The following is a 13,154-nucleotide window of genomic DNA, read 5'->3' on the forward strand; positions in this document are numbered from 1 at the left end:
AATCAGACCTGTTTGATCTCGCGTTCTTTGTCCGCGAAAATATCGTCCACTTTCTTGATGTACTGGTCCGTCAGCTTCTGGATGGCATCCGTCCAGGTTTTCATATCGTCCTGACTGATCTCGCTCTTCTTTTCCAGAGCCTTGGTCTGCTCCATACCGTCGCGACGTACGCCACGGACGGAAATCTTGCCGTTCTCGGTATAGCGGGCAGCGGCACGGGCAAGTTCGTTACGACGCTCTTCGGTCAGGGCCGGAATGGGCACGCGGACTGTCTGGCCGTCCGTGGACGGATTGAGGCCGAGGCCACTGTCACGGATGGCGCGCTCGACAGCGCCCACGACCGTGCGGTCCCAGACGGAAACCGTCAGCATCCGGGCCTCAGGAACGGCGATGGAGCCGACCTGTGACAGCGGCACCTCGGACCCGTAGGCTTCGACGCGGACCGGCTCCAGAAGGTTCGGACTGGCGCGGCCCGAACGCAGGCCGGAAAGGTCGCGGCGCAGGCTTTCGATCGCGCCGTCCATACGGCGGGTCAGATCGGCAAGAAGGTCATTCAGGTCAGCAGGCATGAGCTGTTCCTTTCAGTTCGACGTTGGTCTCAGGACAAAACCTGAAGATTTCGTTGAAAATGCGAAGATCAGTCCGCTTCGATAATTTTGGTGAAACGCCCTTCCCCACGCATGACCGCACTGAAAGAGCCGGGAGCATGCATGTTGAACACCACGATGGGCAATCTGTTTTCGCGGGCCAGACTGATGGCCGCAGCGTCCATGACGTTCAGGTCGCGGGCCAAAACTTCAAGATAGGTCAGGCGATCGTAGCGCTGGGCGTCCGGGTTGCGGCGCGGATCGGCGGAATAAACGCCATCCACCTGCGTTCCCTTGAAGAGCGCGTCACATTCCATCTCGTTGGCGCGCAGGGCGGCCGCGGTATCCGTTGTAAAGAACGGATTACCCGTACCGGCGGCGAAAATGACGACGCGGCCCTTCTCCATGTGGCGCACGGCACGACGACGGATATAGGGCTCGGCAATCGAGGCCATCTGGATCGCGGTCATGACGCGCGTTTCCATGCCACGGCGCTCCAGCGCATTCTGTAGCATCAGCGCATTGATGACGGTTGCCAGCATGCCGGCATAATCACCCTGCGCGCGATCCATGCCTTTGGCAGCAGCGGCCAGACCGCGGAAAATATTACCACCTCCGACCACGAGGCAGACTTCCACGCCCGAAGCCCGCACTTCAGCGATATCGGCGGCAACCATGTCCACCATCGCGGGATCGACTCCTGACGGTCCATCGCCCATCAGCGCCTCACCGGACACCTTGAGCAGGACACGTTTGTAGGAGGAGCTCTGTTCTGGGTTTTCGATCGTCATGCCCGTCTCCGGCTGGATGTGGTGTCTTGATTTGCGCCCGTCATACAGACGCAACGGGATTGGAACAAGCGATGTCAGGATGCCGGATTTCAAACGCTCCGGCACCTGTGTTCTTCAGTCGTCCAGACCAATGGCGCGAAGCCGGGCCTTTTCCTCGTCCCATCCTGCACGTTCCTTGACGTTCAGGAAAAGATGGCACTTGCGGTCGAGAAGCTCCTGAAGCTCCATGCGCGCCCGCGCCCCGAGGGATTTGATCTTGTGACCGCCCTCGCCAATCAGAATGGCCTTGTGTCCGGGACGGGACACATAGATCGTCACCTCGATCCGCACAGAACCGTCCGGACGTTCCTTGAAGCTCTCAGTCTCGACCGTGGCCTGATAGGGAATTTCCTCATGCGTCTGCATGAAGATCTGCTCACGAACCAGTTCGGCAGCCAGAAGGCGATCCGGCAGGTCGGTCAGGTCATCTTCAGGATACAGGAACGGACCTTCCGGCAGTTCGGTCGCCAGACGGGCCATGAGGTCATTCACGCCTTCGCCTGAACGCGCGCTCAGCATAAAGACATGCTCCACGCTGATCAGACCGCCGATTTCCTGCGTGAGAGGAAGCAGTTCGCCACGCTCCACGAGGTCGGTCTTGTTAAGAACGAGCCAGATGCGGCCCTTGCTCTCTGCGAGTTTCGCAATGATTTCGCGGACTTCCTCGCGCAGACCCGACTTCGCATCCACCAGAAGCAGCGTCAGATCCGCGTCCTGCGATCCCGACCAGGCAGCGTTGACCATGGCCCGGTCGAGACGGCGGCGTGGCTTGAAGATACCCGGCAGATCCACGAGGATGATCTGGGCATTGTCCTGCATGACGATGCCCAGCGTCCTGAAACGGGTCGTCTGCGCCTTGGGGCTGACGATGGACAGCTTGGCTCCGGCAATCCGGTTGAGCAGGGTGGATTTCCCCGCGTTCGGGGCCCCGACGAGAGCCACGAAACCGCAGCGCGTGGTCATGTTCTGATCCTTTGTTGATGACATCTCAGGACGCCACATTCTGACCGAGACGTTTCAGCAGGGCGGTTGCCGCTGCCGTTTCTGCCAGCCTCTTGCTGCCGGCCTCTCCCGTTCCCGTCTGCCCGAGCGTCGTCACACTGACGCGGAAAACGGGCGCATGGGAGGGACCATCCGAAGACAGGAGTTCATAATTCGGAAGCGGCAGACCCTGTGACAGCATATATTCCTGCAGCAGGGTCTTGGGCTCCTTGTGCGGCCGATCGGCAGTATCGAGACGGTGCTGCCAGTACTGGCGGACCACACGACGCGCCGGTTCCAGACCGCCATCCAGATAGAGCGCTCCCAACAGAGCCTCCATCGCATCAGCCCGGATGCTGGACAGACGCCGGATCCCGGCATCTTCCTCATGCGGAGAGATCTGGAGGCAACCGGAAAGCCCGACCTGATCGGCGATTTCAGCCAGAACCGTGCGGGACACCAGATGGGCATGGCGCGGACCGAGTGCGCCTTCCTGCTCATCCGGATAGCGTTCCAGCAACCATTCCGCCATCAGCAGACCCAGAACGCGATCCCCGATGAACTCAAGACGCTCGTTCGAGCCTGTACCCTTGGGTCGCTGGCTACGACGCGCGCGACGCGGATCGCGGCCGGACACGGCAGAGCGATGGGTCAGGGCTTCGCTCAGCAGTTCAGGCTTTGCAAAATCATGCCCGAGAGCAGCCTGCATCGACGCAAGAGCGTCTGTTGAAGAGAGCTTCATGTGACGAGATGCAAAAAGCGGTTCCAGCGGATTTCGGTCGGCCAGTACCAGAACTGCCATGCGGGATGACGCATATCCATCGAGAACAGAACGATCGGCGCACGACCAACAAGATTCTGCATGGGCACGAACCCGAGATCGTCCGGGCCATCACCCTGAAAACGACTGTCGGCACTGTCGTCACGGTCATCGCCCATGGCGAAGAACGATCCCTCCGGAACCACATATTCCGGTGTGTCGTTTGCGAAACCGTCATCCGTCAGCTTGAGAATATCATGCTCAACCGGAGGACGTCCGCCACTTCCGGGGAGGCTTTCGCGATAGAGTTCGCCACTGAGGAGGCGGTTGTTCTCGTCGAGTACCTCGTAATGACCAAGAGCCGTCCGGGGAACTTCGATTCCGTTGAGAATCAGATGCCCTCCCGTGACCTGGATATGGTCGCCGGGCAGACCGATGATGCGCTTGATGTAATCCACGGACGTATCACGCGTGAAACGGAAGACCGCAACATCGCCACGATGAGGCTCGGACCCAAAAATCCGGCCACTGAAGACGTTTGGCGAAAACGGAAAGGAAAAACGGGAATATCCGTAGCTGAACTTCGAGACCAGAACGAAATCGCCGATCTGCAGTGTCGGAATCATCGAACCGGAAGGGATATTGAAAGGCTCCACCACAAGGGAGCGCACGGCAAACACCGCCAGCAGCAGCACGCAGAAATAACGGATGCTTTCGCCAAGCGTCTCTTCGCGGCGTGCGGGCTTGTCACCCGTACTTTCTGAACCCTGCACGGGTCTGTTCTCCTTGATCATCAGACGCTCTTAACGCAGCTTGGCGGCGTTGGCGAGCGCTTCAATCGGCCCGGACTGTCCAGACAGCCCCGACGGAACAGATTGTATGATGACCTGCGCGAGTGCGAACGGAGGATCATCCGTCAGGCTGACCAGAAGCTGGGCGCTCTGTCCCGCAGGCGTCAACTGATGCAGGACTTCCTTTGCTCTTCCGGAGAGCTGCAATTCAGGAGCACCACTCGGGCCATTACAGACCCCGATATCCTGTAGCTGGACCCCATGGGCAAAGCCGGTTCCCAGTGCTTTGACGCAGGCTTCCTTGGCGGCCCAACGCTTGGCGTAGCTGCCCATGCGCGCGACTCCCGAAAGCCGGTCGGCATAACTGCGTTCGGCTTCTGTGAAAACGCGGATGAGAAAGCGATCGCCAAAGCGGTCGACGCTTTTCTCAATGCGCGAGATCATGCACAGATCCGTCCCCATTCCGAGGATCATGAAATCACCCCTTGGCGCGCTCGACCTGCATGACGCCCACAGCCGTTCTGAAGGCCGCGATCATGGACGAGAGGTGACGCAGATCCTTTACCTCCAGATCCACCAGAATTTCCATGAAATCGAGCTGGCGGTTTACGATCTTGAGGTTGAGGACGCTGCCACTGTGCTTTGCGGCCACGTTCGTCAGGGTCGCGAGAACCTCGGGTTCGTTGGCAGCCACCACCGACAGTCGGGCCGTATAGGGCTCGGCGCCCTGACGGCGGCCAAGAGCTTCGTAATCCCAGTCCACTTCCAGGAAACGCTCGGGCGTATCGGCAAAGCTGGACAGGTTCTGACAGCCACGCCTATGGATAGTGACGCCCTTGCCCTGCGCGATGATGCCGACGATCGGGTCTCCCGGCAGGGGACGGCAGCAGCCCGCAAAACTGATGGCGATCCCCGAACCGATCCCCTTGATCGTGCTCCCGGAATGCGCCGTCGTTTTCGGGGTACCATGCCCCGATCCCAGCATGAGGGACTGCCCGAAACGGGGCGACAGACCCGGCACCATCCGGGGCGCACGGACGCTCTGGCGCAGCTCGGGATAAGCAGTGTTGACGACATCCTTGGGGCCAAGCTGACCATTGCCGACCGAGACGTACAGATCTTCAACCGAAGCCTGACGCAGTTCCTTGAGGATACCGTCGAGTACCTTTTCAGAACCGTCCACGCCTTCCTGACGGAAAGCCTTGGCGATGGCGGCACGACCGTTGTCGATATGGCCCTGCCGCTGCTGCTGCGTCACAAAACGCCGGATACGGGCGCGGGCCTTGCCCGTTGCGACGAAACGCTCCCAGGACGGCGACGGTGTACCGCCACGGGCGGTCATGATTTCGACCTGATCGCCATTCTGCAGTTCATGCCGCAGCGGCATCAGACGTCCGTTTACCTTGGCACCAACACAGGTATCACCGACCTGACTGTGTACGGCATAGGCGAAATCGACGGGAGTGGCACCGCGCGGCAGGGAAATCAGCTGCCCCTTGGGAGTGAAGCAGAAAACCTGATCCTGATAGAGTTCCAGCTTGGTGTTTTCGAGGAACTCGTCAGGAGCCTGACTGTCCTCAAGAATCTCCAGAAGATCCTGCACCCAGCGCAGCTTGCGGGTCGGCGCGCCAAAGGCGGACGACAGGGCCGCGGCTTCGCGCTCGCTGGGGGTCGCATGTTCCTTATAGGCCCAGTGCGACGCCACACCATTTTCAGCCAGATCGTGCATTTCGGCAGTGCGGATCTGGACTTCGATTTTCTGGTTGCGCGGATGGCGCAGGGTCACGCCCGTATGAAGACTCTGGTAGCCGTTGGCCTTGGGAGTGGAAATGTAATCCTTGAAGCGACCGGCGATCATCGGATAGGCGCCATGAATCGCTCCGAGCGCCATGTAACAGGCGTCACGCGTGGGAACGAGCAGGCGGAAGGCCATAATGTCCGAAAGCTGTTCGAACGCCACGTTCCGGCGCTGCATCTTTTCCCAGATCGAATAGGGCGATTTTTCACGCCCAGTGACTTCGACCCTGTCGATCCCGGTTTCCGTGCACAGGGCCATCAGTTCCTGACGGACCTGTTCAATGACATCTGCCCCCTGCCCCCGCAGGAAGTTCAGACGCGCACGGATCGTTGCATCAGCTTCGGGTTCGAGCTGAGCGAAAGAAAGGTTTTGAAGCTCCGTCTTGACGCGATCCATACCGATGCGCTCGGCAAGCGGCGCATAGATGTCCATCGTCTCGCGGGCGATACGCTGCCGGCGGTCCGTGCGCTGCACATAATGAAGTGTGCGCATGTTGTGCAGGCGATCGGCCAGCTTGACGATCAGAACGCGGATATCCCGCGACATGGCCAGAACGAGCTTACGGAAATTTTCGGCCTGCTTGGTGCGGTCGGACTGGAGTTCGAGCCGCGTCAGTTTCGTCACCCCGTCAACGAGCGCGGCAACATCCTCGCCAAAGCGGGCTTTCAGGGAGTCACAGGAAACACCGGTATCTTCGACAGTATCGTGAAGTAGCCCCACCATAATGGAGGTCGCATCCATGCGGAAACCCGCAAGGATATTGGCGACAGCAATAGGGTGCGTGATGTAGGCGTCGCCATTATCGCGACGCTGCTCGTTATGGGCGTTGGCCGCAACATCATAGGCAGCCTCGATCTGCGCGAGATCGGCTGACGGATCGTAGCTTTCGATTCGCCTCAGCAGTCCTGCGATGGACGGCTTGAAGTCCCCGCTTGCGATAGACGGGGACGTAGTTGGAGGAGATGCATCAGGCATGAAGCATTCCTCTCTCAGTAAAGCCGGTCAGAGATCAGCGGCGACCCCGACCACCCAGTTCGGCTTCAATGGCAGCAGCTTCGTCAGCGGACATGTTCTCAGCCATGTGAGCATGCTCTTCTTCGGCAGACACATCCTGCAGACCAAAAATGTTCTGGTCCGTCGGGATAAGATCCAGAACTTCTTCGTCCACGGGCTCCGGCTCAGGCGCACGGGCCAGCGAACGGATGATCCCTTCGCGCAGAACGGGCAGGCTCACCTTGTCTTCAGCGATCTCACGCAGGGCAACGACCGTGTTCTTGTCGTTTTCACGATCGAGACGGATTTCTTCACCGCGTGACAGGCCACGGGCACGCTGGGCGGCCAGCAGGACCAGTTCGAAACGGTTAGAAACCTTCTCGATGCAATCTTCGACGGTTACGCGCGCCATGCGACAGGCCCCCTTCGGGTAAGACAAAAGAATAAAATAAGAGAGAACGCTGGCAATAACATGCAGTTCATGCGAATGCAATCGGCGCCTGCCCCACCTCCGGAATTGAACGCGAGTGCCTCCATGCCTGGTCGCAGCTGGATGGCAGCCTCTGCCTCTCTCGCGTGGGGCGACATATTTTATATATCAGGATTACTCTACATGCTTTTGCGCCAGAACGAACGCACCGCCCTTTTCATTGACGGCGCCAGCCTCCATCACGCCGCCCGTAATCTGGGATTTGAAGTCGATTTCCGCAGCCTTCGCAAACTGTTTGAAAATGCCTGCCTTTTCCAGCGCGCCTTCTATTACGCCGCCATGCCCGAAACAGACGACTACTCTCCGCTCCGTCCGCTGACCGACTGGCTCTCCTATAACGGGTATCATCTCGTGCTAAAAACTGCGCGGGAGTTTACGGATCCTTCAGGAAGACGGCGTATCAAGGGAAACATGGATGTCGAACTGACAGTGGATCTTCTGGAACAGTCGGGCCGCCTTGATCACGCCGTGATCATCAGCGGTGATTCCGATCTGCGTCGCGCTGTTGAGGCTGCGCAGGCACGGGGGGTCCGGGTTACGGTCATTTCCTCGATGCGTTCGACCCCGCCCATGATCGGAGACGATCTGCGGCGCCAGGCGGATATGTTTGTGGAACTGGCTGACATCGCGCCGTCGTTCACACGGCGTCAGGCCGAACCACGCAATCCTCCCCGACAGGGGCCGGTTCGTCATCCTGCTGATATCAACAGTGACGAGACCAACGACTCATGACCCCTCGGGCTTCTACCGGAACGATCCCCGCCCCGCCTCCGCTCCCTGCCTTTACAGAAGGCACGCGGTCAGGAACAGGGCCGCTCTCAGCCGAAATGCTGATTGTCTGCCTCGATCCGGAAGACGCCACGGCGACACTGGCGTCCTTTCTGGACGCCAACAACATCGTTTTCGACACAGCCCTTGCCGGACCAGAGGCCATTCTGGGACGGATCACCAGAGTCATGCAGCCCCTGTCGCCACAGCCGCTGGCACTTCCGTCCGAACTCGAGTCCTGCAGCACCGCTCTCTGTACCGAACTTCAGAGTATGCCCAGGCTGAAACTGGTCCTCACACTTGGAATCAGCGCGCATATTGTGGTTCTGGGAGCATGCGGCATTCCGTTGTCTCGCCTTGATTTCCGCCCCGGCGAAATCACCCATCTTCCGGATGGCCTGCTTCTGGCCGATGGATGCCATTTCCCCAATACGCCATTCCCAGCCGAAATGATGGCTCAGCGTCGTTCGGCCCTGACAGAGCTTTCTCCCAAAATCCGTGCAGCGTTGCGTCCGACCGCCTGAGAAACCGATGGGCTCTGGCTCAGAGCCCACTTATCTCCGTTTTTCAGGCAGGACACGACACAACAGAAGCAGTGCAAGACCGGCAAGATACGGCGCAGAGACAGCGTTCAGTGTCTTGAACGACAGAAAGAAGTGGATGCCTGCCAGAACTGCGGCCAGGTAGATCAGCCTGTGCAGCACCTTCCAGCGCCGCTTCATCAGGCGCATCGAAAACGCATTTGAGGTCAGCGCGAGGGGGACCAGCAGAACCAGCGCGCTCATCCCGAGAATAATGAAAGGGCGGCGCGTGATGTCAGTCCACAGGACGCCCCAGTCGAACCCGTGATCCAGACCGATATAGGCCAGCACATGCAGACTGGCGTAGAAAAACGCCAGTAGTCCCGTGAGGCGTCGGTATCGGAGCAGGTTGATACCCGCAAAGCGTTTCAGCGGAGCCAGCACCAGACAGGCCAGCAGAAAGCGGAAGGCCCAGAGACCCAGTGACCGCTCGAACACATTGACCGGATCGGCACCAAGCGCCCCATGCTGCCCCTGCCAGACGAGCCATGCAGCCGGGATCATGCCGATCGGATACAGAATGACGCGCCAATGCCGTTTTACGGCTCTTAAGGCGGACACAAAATCTGACGGCATCAGAAGTTTTTCCGCAAATCCATGTCGCGATACAAATCCGCCACCTGCTCGCCATATCCGTTGAACATCAGCGTCGGCTGTCGTGTGGCGCCGAACAGGGAGTGTGCGCCTATGACGCGCTCTGTCGCCTGACTCCAGCGCGGGTGATCGATCTGCGGATTAACGTTGGCATAAAAGCCGTATTCATCGGAGGCGAGGCGGTTCCATGTCGTAGGCGGTTCGTGATCCAGCAGGCGAATGCGCTGGATGGACTTGATGCCCTTGAAACCATATTTCCACGGGACGACCAGACGAATGGGCGCGCCATTCTGGTTCGGAAGCGTTTCGCCATAAACGCCGAGTGCGAGCAACGTTAGCGGATTCATGGCCTCATCCAGACGCAGACCCTCCACATAAGGCCACTGAATCCCCGACAGACCATCGCTCTGTCCGGGCATCTCCGACGGACGCAGAACGCTCTCGAAAGCGACATGGGTGGCGCGTGGATCGGGATCGGCATCCTTCAGCAGGCTCGCAAGCGGAATACCGTCCCACGGAATGACCATGGACCACGCCTCGACGCAGCGCATCCGGTAAATCCGCTCTTCCATCGCTGCAGAACGCAGAAGCTGCTCGACATCCAGACGGACGGGCTTGCGGACGAGGCCTGTAATTTCCAGCGTCAATGGGAGCGGATGGAAATCCTGGGAGCGGGCCGCAGGATCAGCCTTGCCCATCCCGAACTCATAAAAATTATTATAATGAGTCACGTCTTCGTGTGGCGTCGGCGTCAGATTACCGGAATACGGACCCGGATGTGTCTGGAGGGAGGCAGCCTTTGCCGTAGTGGCAAGCGCGCTCAGGGCTACGGCACCGCCGATCAGAGCGCGTCGGGAAAGATAGGCTTCTTTCGGCGTAATCTCGGACGGCTGGGGTCTGGGGTACTGAAAAAGTGCCATGATCAATTTCCGGACTTTGAGAAACTCTGGCACCTATGATGCGTGAGTCTGTCGTAACGCATCATAAGGAGCCAGTATCCATGCCCCGTCCTAAAATCGGTTTTATCGGCTACGGCGCGATGGCTCAGCGTATGGGCGCCAATCTGCGAAAGGCCGGCTACCCGGTTGTGGCGTTCGCGCCTTCAGGCGGCAAGGACGAGACGGAGATGCTGCCCTCACCCCGCGCAATTGCCGAAGCCGCCGAGATCATCATTTTCTGCGTGCCGAACGATGCAGCGGAAATTCAGTCCCTGTCCGGCGAAAACGGTGCCCTCGCCGCTCTGACGGCTGATAAGCTTGTCCTCGATACATCCACCGTCTCGCCGGATCAGGCGGACGCCTTTGCAAAACTTGCCGTCGAACATGGTTTTTCCCTGCTTGATGCCCCCATGTCCGGCAGCACGCCGGAAGCCGAAAGCGGCGATCTGGTCATGCTGGTAGGCGGCGACGAATCCGTGGTGAAGCGGGCCCAGCCGGTTCTGGACGTCATTGGCAAGCTGACGATCCATGCTGGTCCAGCGGGTTCTGCGGCGCGCCTGAAGCTGGTTGTGAACGGTGTGATGGGCGCGACGCTCAATATCGTGGCCGAAGGCGTGTCTTACGGTCTTGCCGCTGGACTGGACCGCGATGTCGTGTTCGAAACACTTCAGCAGGTGGCCGTCGTCAGCCCGCATCACAAGCGCAAACTGAAGATGGGCCAGAACCGGGAGTTCCCGTCTCAGTTCCCCACGCGTCTCATGTCCAAAGACATGGGACTTCTGCTGGATGCCGGTCGCAAGGTCGGCGCGTTCATGCCGGGCATGGCTGTTGCCGATCAGGCACTGGCCCTTTCAAACCGTCTGCATGCGGACGAGGATTACTCGGCCCTCATCGGTGCGATGGAACACAGCGTTGCCAATCTTCCTCATAAATGAGAACGATACGCGGGAGCGACCGTCCCTGAGGGCGGTCACCTCGCCTTATTGTGCCAAGGAGTGACATCATGGCTTTCGAACTTCCCACCCTGCCCTACGCCGAAAACGCTCTTGCCGACGCCGGCATGTGCCAGGAAACGCTGGAACTGCACCACGGCAAGCACCATCAGGCCTATGTCACGGCTCTGAACGGTTTCGCGGAAAGCAAACCGGAACTGGCTGGCAAAACGCTTGAGGAGATCGTTACGTTCTCCTACGGCAAGCCTGAAATCGCGCCGGTCTTCAACAATGCGGGCCAGCACTGGAACCACGTCCTGTTCTGGAAGAACCTCTCCCCGAAGGGCGGCAAGATTCCGGCTGGTCTGGAAAAGAAAATTACTGAAGACTTCGGCTCCGTCGACGAGTTCAAGAAGCTCTTCAAACAGGCTGCCACGACGCAGTTTGGTTCCGGCTGGGCCTGGCTGGTACTGGACAAGTCCGGCAAGCTGGCCGTGACGAAGACGGCAAACGGCTCCAACCCGCTGGCCGAAGGTCAGGGCAAGGCGCTGCTCGGTCTCGACGTCTGGGAACACGCCTACTACCTCGATTTCCGCAACCGCCGTCCGGACTATGTCACGAACTTTCTGGACAAGCTCGCCAACTACGAGTTTGCGGAAGCTGAACTGAAGTCTGCCTGATCCCTTTTCGGGTTCATCAGATCAAAAAAAGCCCCGTCCGGTTTTCCGGGCGGGGCTTTTTAGTGAACGGCTTTGCAAGTTCCAGTTCAGGAATCGTTGGCTGGCTTTTCACGCGACGTAATATTCGTGATCGTGCTGCGAACGATTTTCACGCGCACGCCCTGAGCGATCTCGACATCCACTTCATCGCTGTCATCGCGGGTCGCCTGCACGACGCCGACGATGCCACCGGCCGTCACAATCCGGTCGCCGCGACGCAGGGAGCTTTGCTCGTCACGCAGTTTGCGCGCGCGCTGCTGCTGGGGACGGATCAGCAGGAAATAGAACACCACGAAGATAAAAATCATCGGGGCGAACTGAAGCACCTGCGGATTGGAGAGCAGACCACCACCATCGGCGGCCTGGGCGGAAGAAATGAACAGACTGCTCATGGATGTCAGGGTCCAGTCTTGAGTGAAGCTGGCGGGGACCATATCGTCCGGGGGCTGCCCGTCAAGCGTGGCGCCGATGTCTTTTGATCTCAACTCCTTTCAGCCCGGAACCGTTTTCCATGACCGACCACGCCCTGCTCAGCGCTCTCGAACGTATTGCCGCCAGTCTGGAGCGTATGAGCCCGCCCCCGCCAAGTGCGGATATCCTGCACAAACATGATGCCTTTCTGTGGCAGGCCGCATTGGGTGTTCTGACGCCGGTGGAGAAGGTTTCGGGCGTGCCGCTATCGCTATTGAAGGGCGTGAAACGGCAGATGGATCAGGTGATGGCCAACACGCGGCATTTTGCCGAGGGATTCAGCGCCAATAATGTGATGCTGTGGGGCGCGCGCGGCATGGGGAAATCTTCGCTCGTGAAAGCCTCCGTTGCAGCGGTGAACGCGGAGCAGCGTGCGAAGAACGGCGGAACACTGGCCCTGATCGAGATCCAGCGTGACGAACTTGCGTCTCTGCCCAAACTGCTGGCCGTTCTGCGGACTACAAAACGCCGCTGCATCCTGTTCTGCGATGATCTGTCATTCGAGAGCCAGGACGCGGATTACAAATCTCTCAAATCCGTGCTCGATGGTGGCATCGGCGGTCGGCCCGAGAACGTCCTGATCTACGCGACGTCAAACCGGCGACACCTGATGCCGAGGGACATGATCGAGAACGAGACGGGAAGCGCAATCAATCCATCCGAGGCGATTGAGGAAAAGGTCTCGCTTTCGGACCGGTTCGGCCTTTGGATCGGGCTGTATGGCGCAACACAGGACGATTATCTGGCGATCGTCGAGGCTTATGCGGCTTATTACAAGCTGCCGGTTCCGCGCGAGGAACTGCGGCGGAAGGCATTGCAATGGGCCATGGCGCGCGGCAGCCGGTCCGGCCGCGTGGCCTCGCAGTTCATCAGCGATCTGGCTGCGGAACTAGGCGTAACACCCGAACAGGACGCCTGAAT

At 59.3% G+C, this 13,154-nt stretch carries 16 protein-coding genes; 5 read left to right on the forward strand and 11 right to left on the reverse strand.

The features are described 5' to 3' along the window. Window positions 1-2: 2 nt before the first annotated feature. The 8 genes from frr to rpoZ form a co-directional block, all read right to left on the reverse strand. The gene (gene frr, locus JK213_RS01555) at window positions 3-569 is read right to left on the reverse strand and encodes a ribosome recycling factor (RefSeq protein ID WP_194261570.1); all 567 of its coding nucleotides are present in this window, start codon (window positions 567-569) and stop codon (window positions 3-5) included. Between the two features lie 68 nt (window positions 570-637). Further along, window positions 638-1,378 carry a UMP kinase gene (pyrH, locus tag JK213_RS01560; RefSeq protein WP_099285561.1) on the reverse strand — a complete coding sequence of 247 codons (741 nt, stop codon included), beginning with the start codon at window positions 1,376-1,378 and terminating at the stop codon, window positions 638-640. A 114-nt stretch (window positions 1,379-1,492) separates the two neighbouring features. Then, on the reverse strand, window positions 1,493-2,380 hold the full coding sequence (era, locus tag JK213_RS01565; RefSeq protein WP_194261571.1) for a GTPase Era: 888 nt from the start codon (window positions 2,378-2,380) through the stop codon (window positions 1,493-1,495). Between the two features lie 25 nt (window positions 2,381-2,405). Further along, window positions 2,406-3,140, reverse strand: coding sequence for a ribonuclease III (gene rnc, locus JK213_RS01570; RefSeq protein ID WP_099285362.1), 735 nt, complete (start codon window positions 3,138-3,140; stop codon window positions 2,406-2,408). Continuing rightward, on the reverse strand, window positions 3,137-3,952 hold the full coding sequence (lepB, locus tag JK213_RS01575; RefSeq protein WP_207728808.1) for a signal peptidase I: 816 nt from the start codon (window positions 3,950-3,952) through the stop codon (window positions 3,137-3,139). Before lepB ends, rnc begins: the two co-directional genes overlap by 4 nt. A 9-nt stretch (window positions 3,953-3,961) precedes the next feature. After that, window positions 3,962-4,423 (reverse strand): holo-ACP synthase, encoded by a 462-nt coding sequence (acpS, locus tag JK213_RS01580; RefSeq protein WP_194261573.1) that lies wholly within the window; start codon window positions 4,421-4,423, stop codon window positions 3,962-3,964. A gap of 4 nt (window positions 4,424-4,427) precedes the next feature. After that, a complete protein-coding gene (locus tag JK213_RS01585) occupies window positions 4,428-6,722 on the reverse strand; it encodes a bifunctional (p)ppGpp synthetase/guanosine-3',5'-bis(diphosphate) 3'-pyrophosphohydrolase (RefSeq protein WP_194261574.1) in 2,295 nt (764 codons plus the stop codon). 34 nt (window positions 6,723-6,756) lie between these two features. Then, window positions 6,757-7,152, reverse strand: a complete 396-nt coding sequence (rpoZ, locus tag JK213_RS01590) for a DNA-directed RNA polymerase subunit omega (RefSeq protein WP_062033888.1) — start codon at window positions 7,150-7,152, stop codon at window positions 6,757-6,759. Between the two features lie 201 nt (window positions 7,153-7,353). Between rpoZ and JK213_RS01595 the strand changes: the two genes are divergently transcribed. Further along, window positions 7,354-7,962, forward strand: a complete 609-nt coding sequence (locus tag JK213_RS01595; protein ID WP_194261575.1) for an NYN domain-containing protein — start codon at window positions 7,354-7,356, stop codon at window positions 7,960-7,962. Beyond that, window positions 7,959-8,522 (forward strand): hypothetical protein, encoded by a 564-nt coding sequence (locus tag JK213_RS01600; protein ID WP_194261576.1) that lies wholly within the window; start codon window positions 7,959-7,961, stop codon window positions 8,520-8,522. The genes JK213_RS01595 and JK213_RS01600 overlap by 4 nt, the downstream gene beginning before the upstream one ends. A gap of 30 nt (window positions 8,523-8,552) precedes the next feature. On the opposite strand, the gene msrQ is transcribed toward JK213_RS01600, so the two are convergent. Beyond that, complete coding sequence (msrQ, locus tag JK213_RS01605) at window positions 8,553-9,155, reverse strand: protein-methionine-sulfoxide reductase heme-binding subunit MsrQ (protein ID WP_194261577.1); 603 nt, start codon at window positions 9,153-9,155, stop codon at window positions 8,553-8,555. Further along, window positions 9,155-10,093, reverse strand: coding sequence for a protein-methionine-sulfoxide reductase catalytic subunit MsrP (msrP, locus tag JK213_RS01610; protein ID WP_194261578.1), 939 nt, complete (start codon window positions 10,091-10,093; stop codon window positions 9,155-9,157). The genes msrQ and msrP overlap by 1 nt, the downstream gene beginning before the upstream one ends. A gap of 80 nt (window positions 10,094-10,173) precedes the next feature. Between msrP and JK213_RS01615 the strand changes: the two genes are divergently transcribed. After that, window positions 10,174-11,046: an NAD(P)-dependent oxidoreductase gene (locus tag JK213_RS01615; RefSeq protein ID WP_194261579.1), complete on the forward strand. Its 873-nt coding sequence runs from the start codon at window positions 10,174-10,176 to the stop codon at window positions 11,044-11,046. Between the two features lie 68 nt (window positions 11,047-11,114). Beyond that, window positions 11,115-11,723, forward strand: a complete 609-nt coding sequence (locus JK213_RS01620; RefSeq protein ID WP_194261580.1) for a superoxide dismutase — start codon at window positions 11,115-11,117, stop codon at window positions 11,721-11,723. A gap of 86 nt (window positions 11,724-11,809) precedes the next feature. Here JK213_RS01620 and yajC read toward each other — a convergent pair whose 3' ends face one another. Then, a complete protein-coding gene (gene yajC / locus JK213_RS01625; protein WP_194261674.1) occupies window positions 11,810-12,154 on the reverse strand; it encodes a preprotein translocase subunit YajC in 345 nt (114 codons plus the stop codon). 119 nt (window positions 12,155-12,273) lie between these two features. Here yajC and JK213_RS01630 point away from each other — a divergent pair, with 119 nt between their 5' ends. Further along, window positions 12,274-13,152, forward strand: coding sequence for an ATP-binding protein (locus tag JK213_RS01630; RefSeq protein WP_194261581.1), 879 nt, complete (start codon window positions 12,274-12,276; stop codon window positions 13,150-13,152). Window positions 13,153-13,154 lie beyond the last annotated feature (2 nt).

It is taken from the genome of Gluconobacter sp. Dm-44 (assembly GCF_018256175.1).
Classification (GTDB): Bacteria; Pseudomonadota; Alphaproteobacteria; order Acetobacterales; family Acetobacteraceae; genus Gluconobacter; species Gluconobacter cadivus.

Bases quoted from the DNA above. Each gene is read 5' to 3' on its own strand.
- msrQ (WP_194261577.1), bottom strand. From the start codon at position 9,155: ATGCCGTCAGATTTTGTGTCCGCCTTAAGAGCCGTAAAACGGCATTGG.
- msrP (WP_194261578.1), bottom strand. From the start codon at position 10,093: ATGGCACTTTTTCAGTACCCCAGACCCCAGCCGTCCGAGATTACGCCG.
- JK213_RS01595 (WP_194261575.1), top strand. From the start codon at position 7,354: ATGCTTTTGCGCCAGAACGAACGCACCGCCCTTTTCATTGACGGCGCC.
- pyrH (WP_099285561.1), bottom strand. From the start codon at position 1,378: ATGACGATCGAAAACCCAGAACAGAGCTCCTCCTACAAACGTGTCCTG.
- lepB (WP_207728808.1), bottom strand. From the start codon at position 3,952: ATGATCAAGGAGAACAGACCCGTGCAGGGTTCAGAAAGTACGGGTGAC.
- JK213_RS01615 (WP_194261579.1), top strand. From the start codon at position 10,174: ATGCCCCGTCCTAAAATCGGTTTTATCGGCTACGGCGCGATGGCTCAG.
- yajC (WP_194261674.1), bottom strand. From the start codon at position 12,154: ATGAGCAGTCTGTTCATTTCTTCCGCCCAGGCCGCCGATGGTGGTGGT.
- acpS (WP_194261573.1), bottom strand. From the start codon at position 4,423: ATGATCCTCGGAATGGGGACGGATCTGTGCATGATCTCGCGCATTGAG.
- rpoZ (WP_062033888.1), bottom strand. From the start codon at position 7,152: ATGGCGCGCGTAACCGTCGAAGATTGCATCGAGAAGGTTTCTAACCGT.
- JK213_RS01630 (WP_194261581.1), top strand. From the start codon at position 12,274: ATGACCGACCACGCCCTGCTCAGCGCTCTCGAACGTATTGCCGCCAGT.
- rnc (WP_099285362.1), bottom strand. From the start codon at position 3,140: ATGAAGCTCTCTTCAACAGACGCTCTTGCGTCGATGCAGGCTGCTCTC.
- frr (WP_194261570.1), bottom strand. From the start codon at position 569: ATGCCTGCTGACCTGAATGACCTTCTTGCCGATCTGACCCGCCGTATG.
- JK213_RS01585 (WP_194261574.1), bottom strand. From the start codon at position 6,722: ATGCCTGATGCATCTCCTCCAACTACGTCCCCGTCTATCGCAAGCGGG.
- JK213_RS01620 (WP_194261580.1), top strand. From the start codon at position 11,115: ATGGCTTTCGAACTTCCCACCCTGCCCTACGCCGAAAACGCTCTTGCC.
- JK213_RS01600 (WP_194261576.1), top strand. From the start codon at position 7,959: ATGACCCCTCGGGCTTCTACCGGAACGATCCCCGCCCCGCCTCCGCTC.
- era (WP_194261571.1), bottom strand. From the start codon at position 2,380: ATGACCACGCGCTGCGGTTTCGTGGCTCTCGTCGGGGCCCCGAACGCG.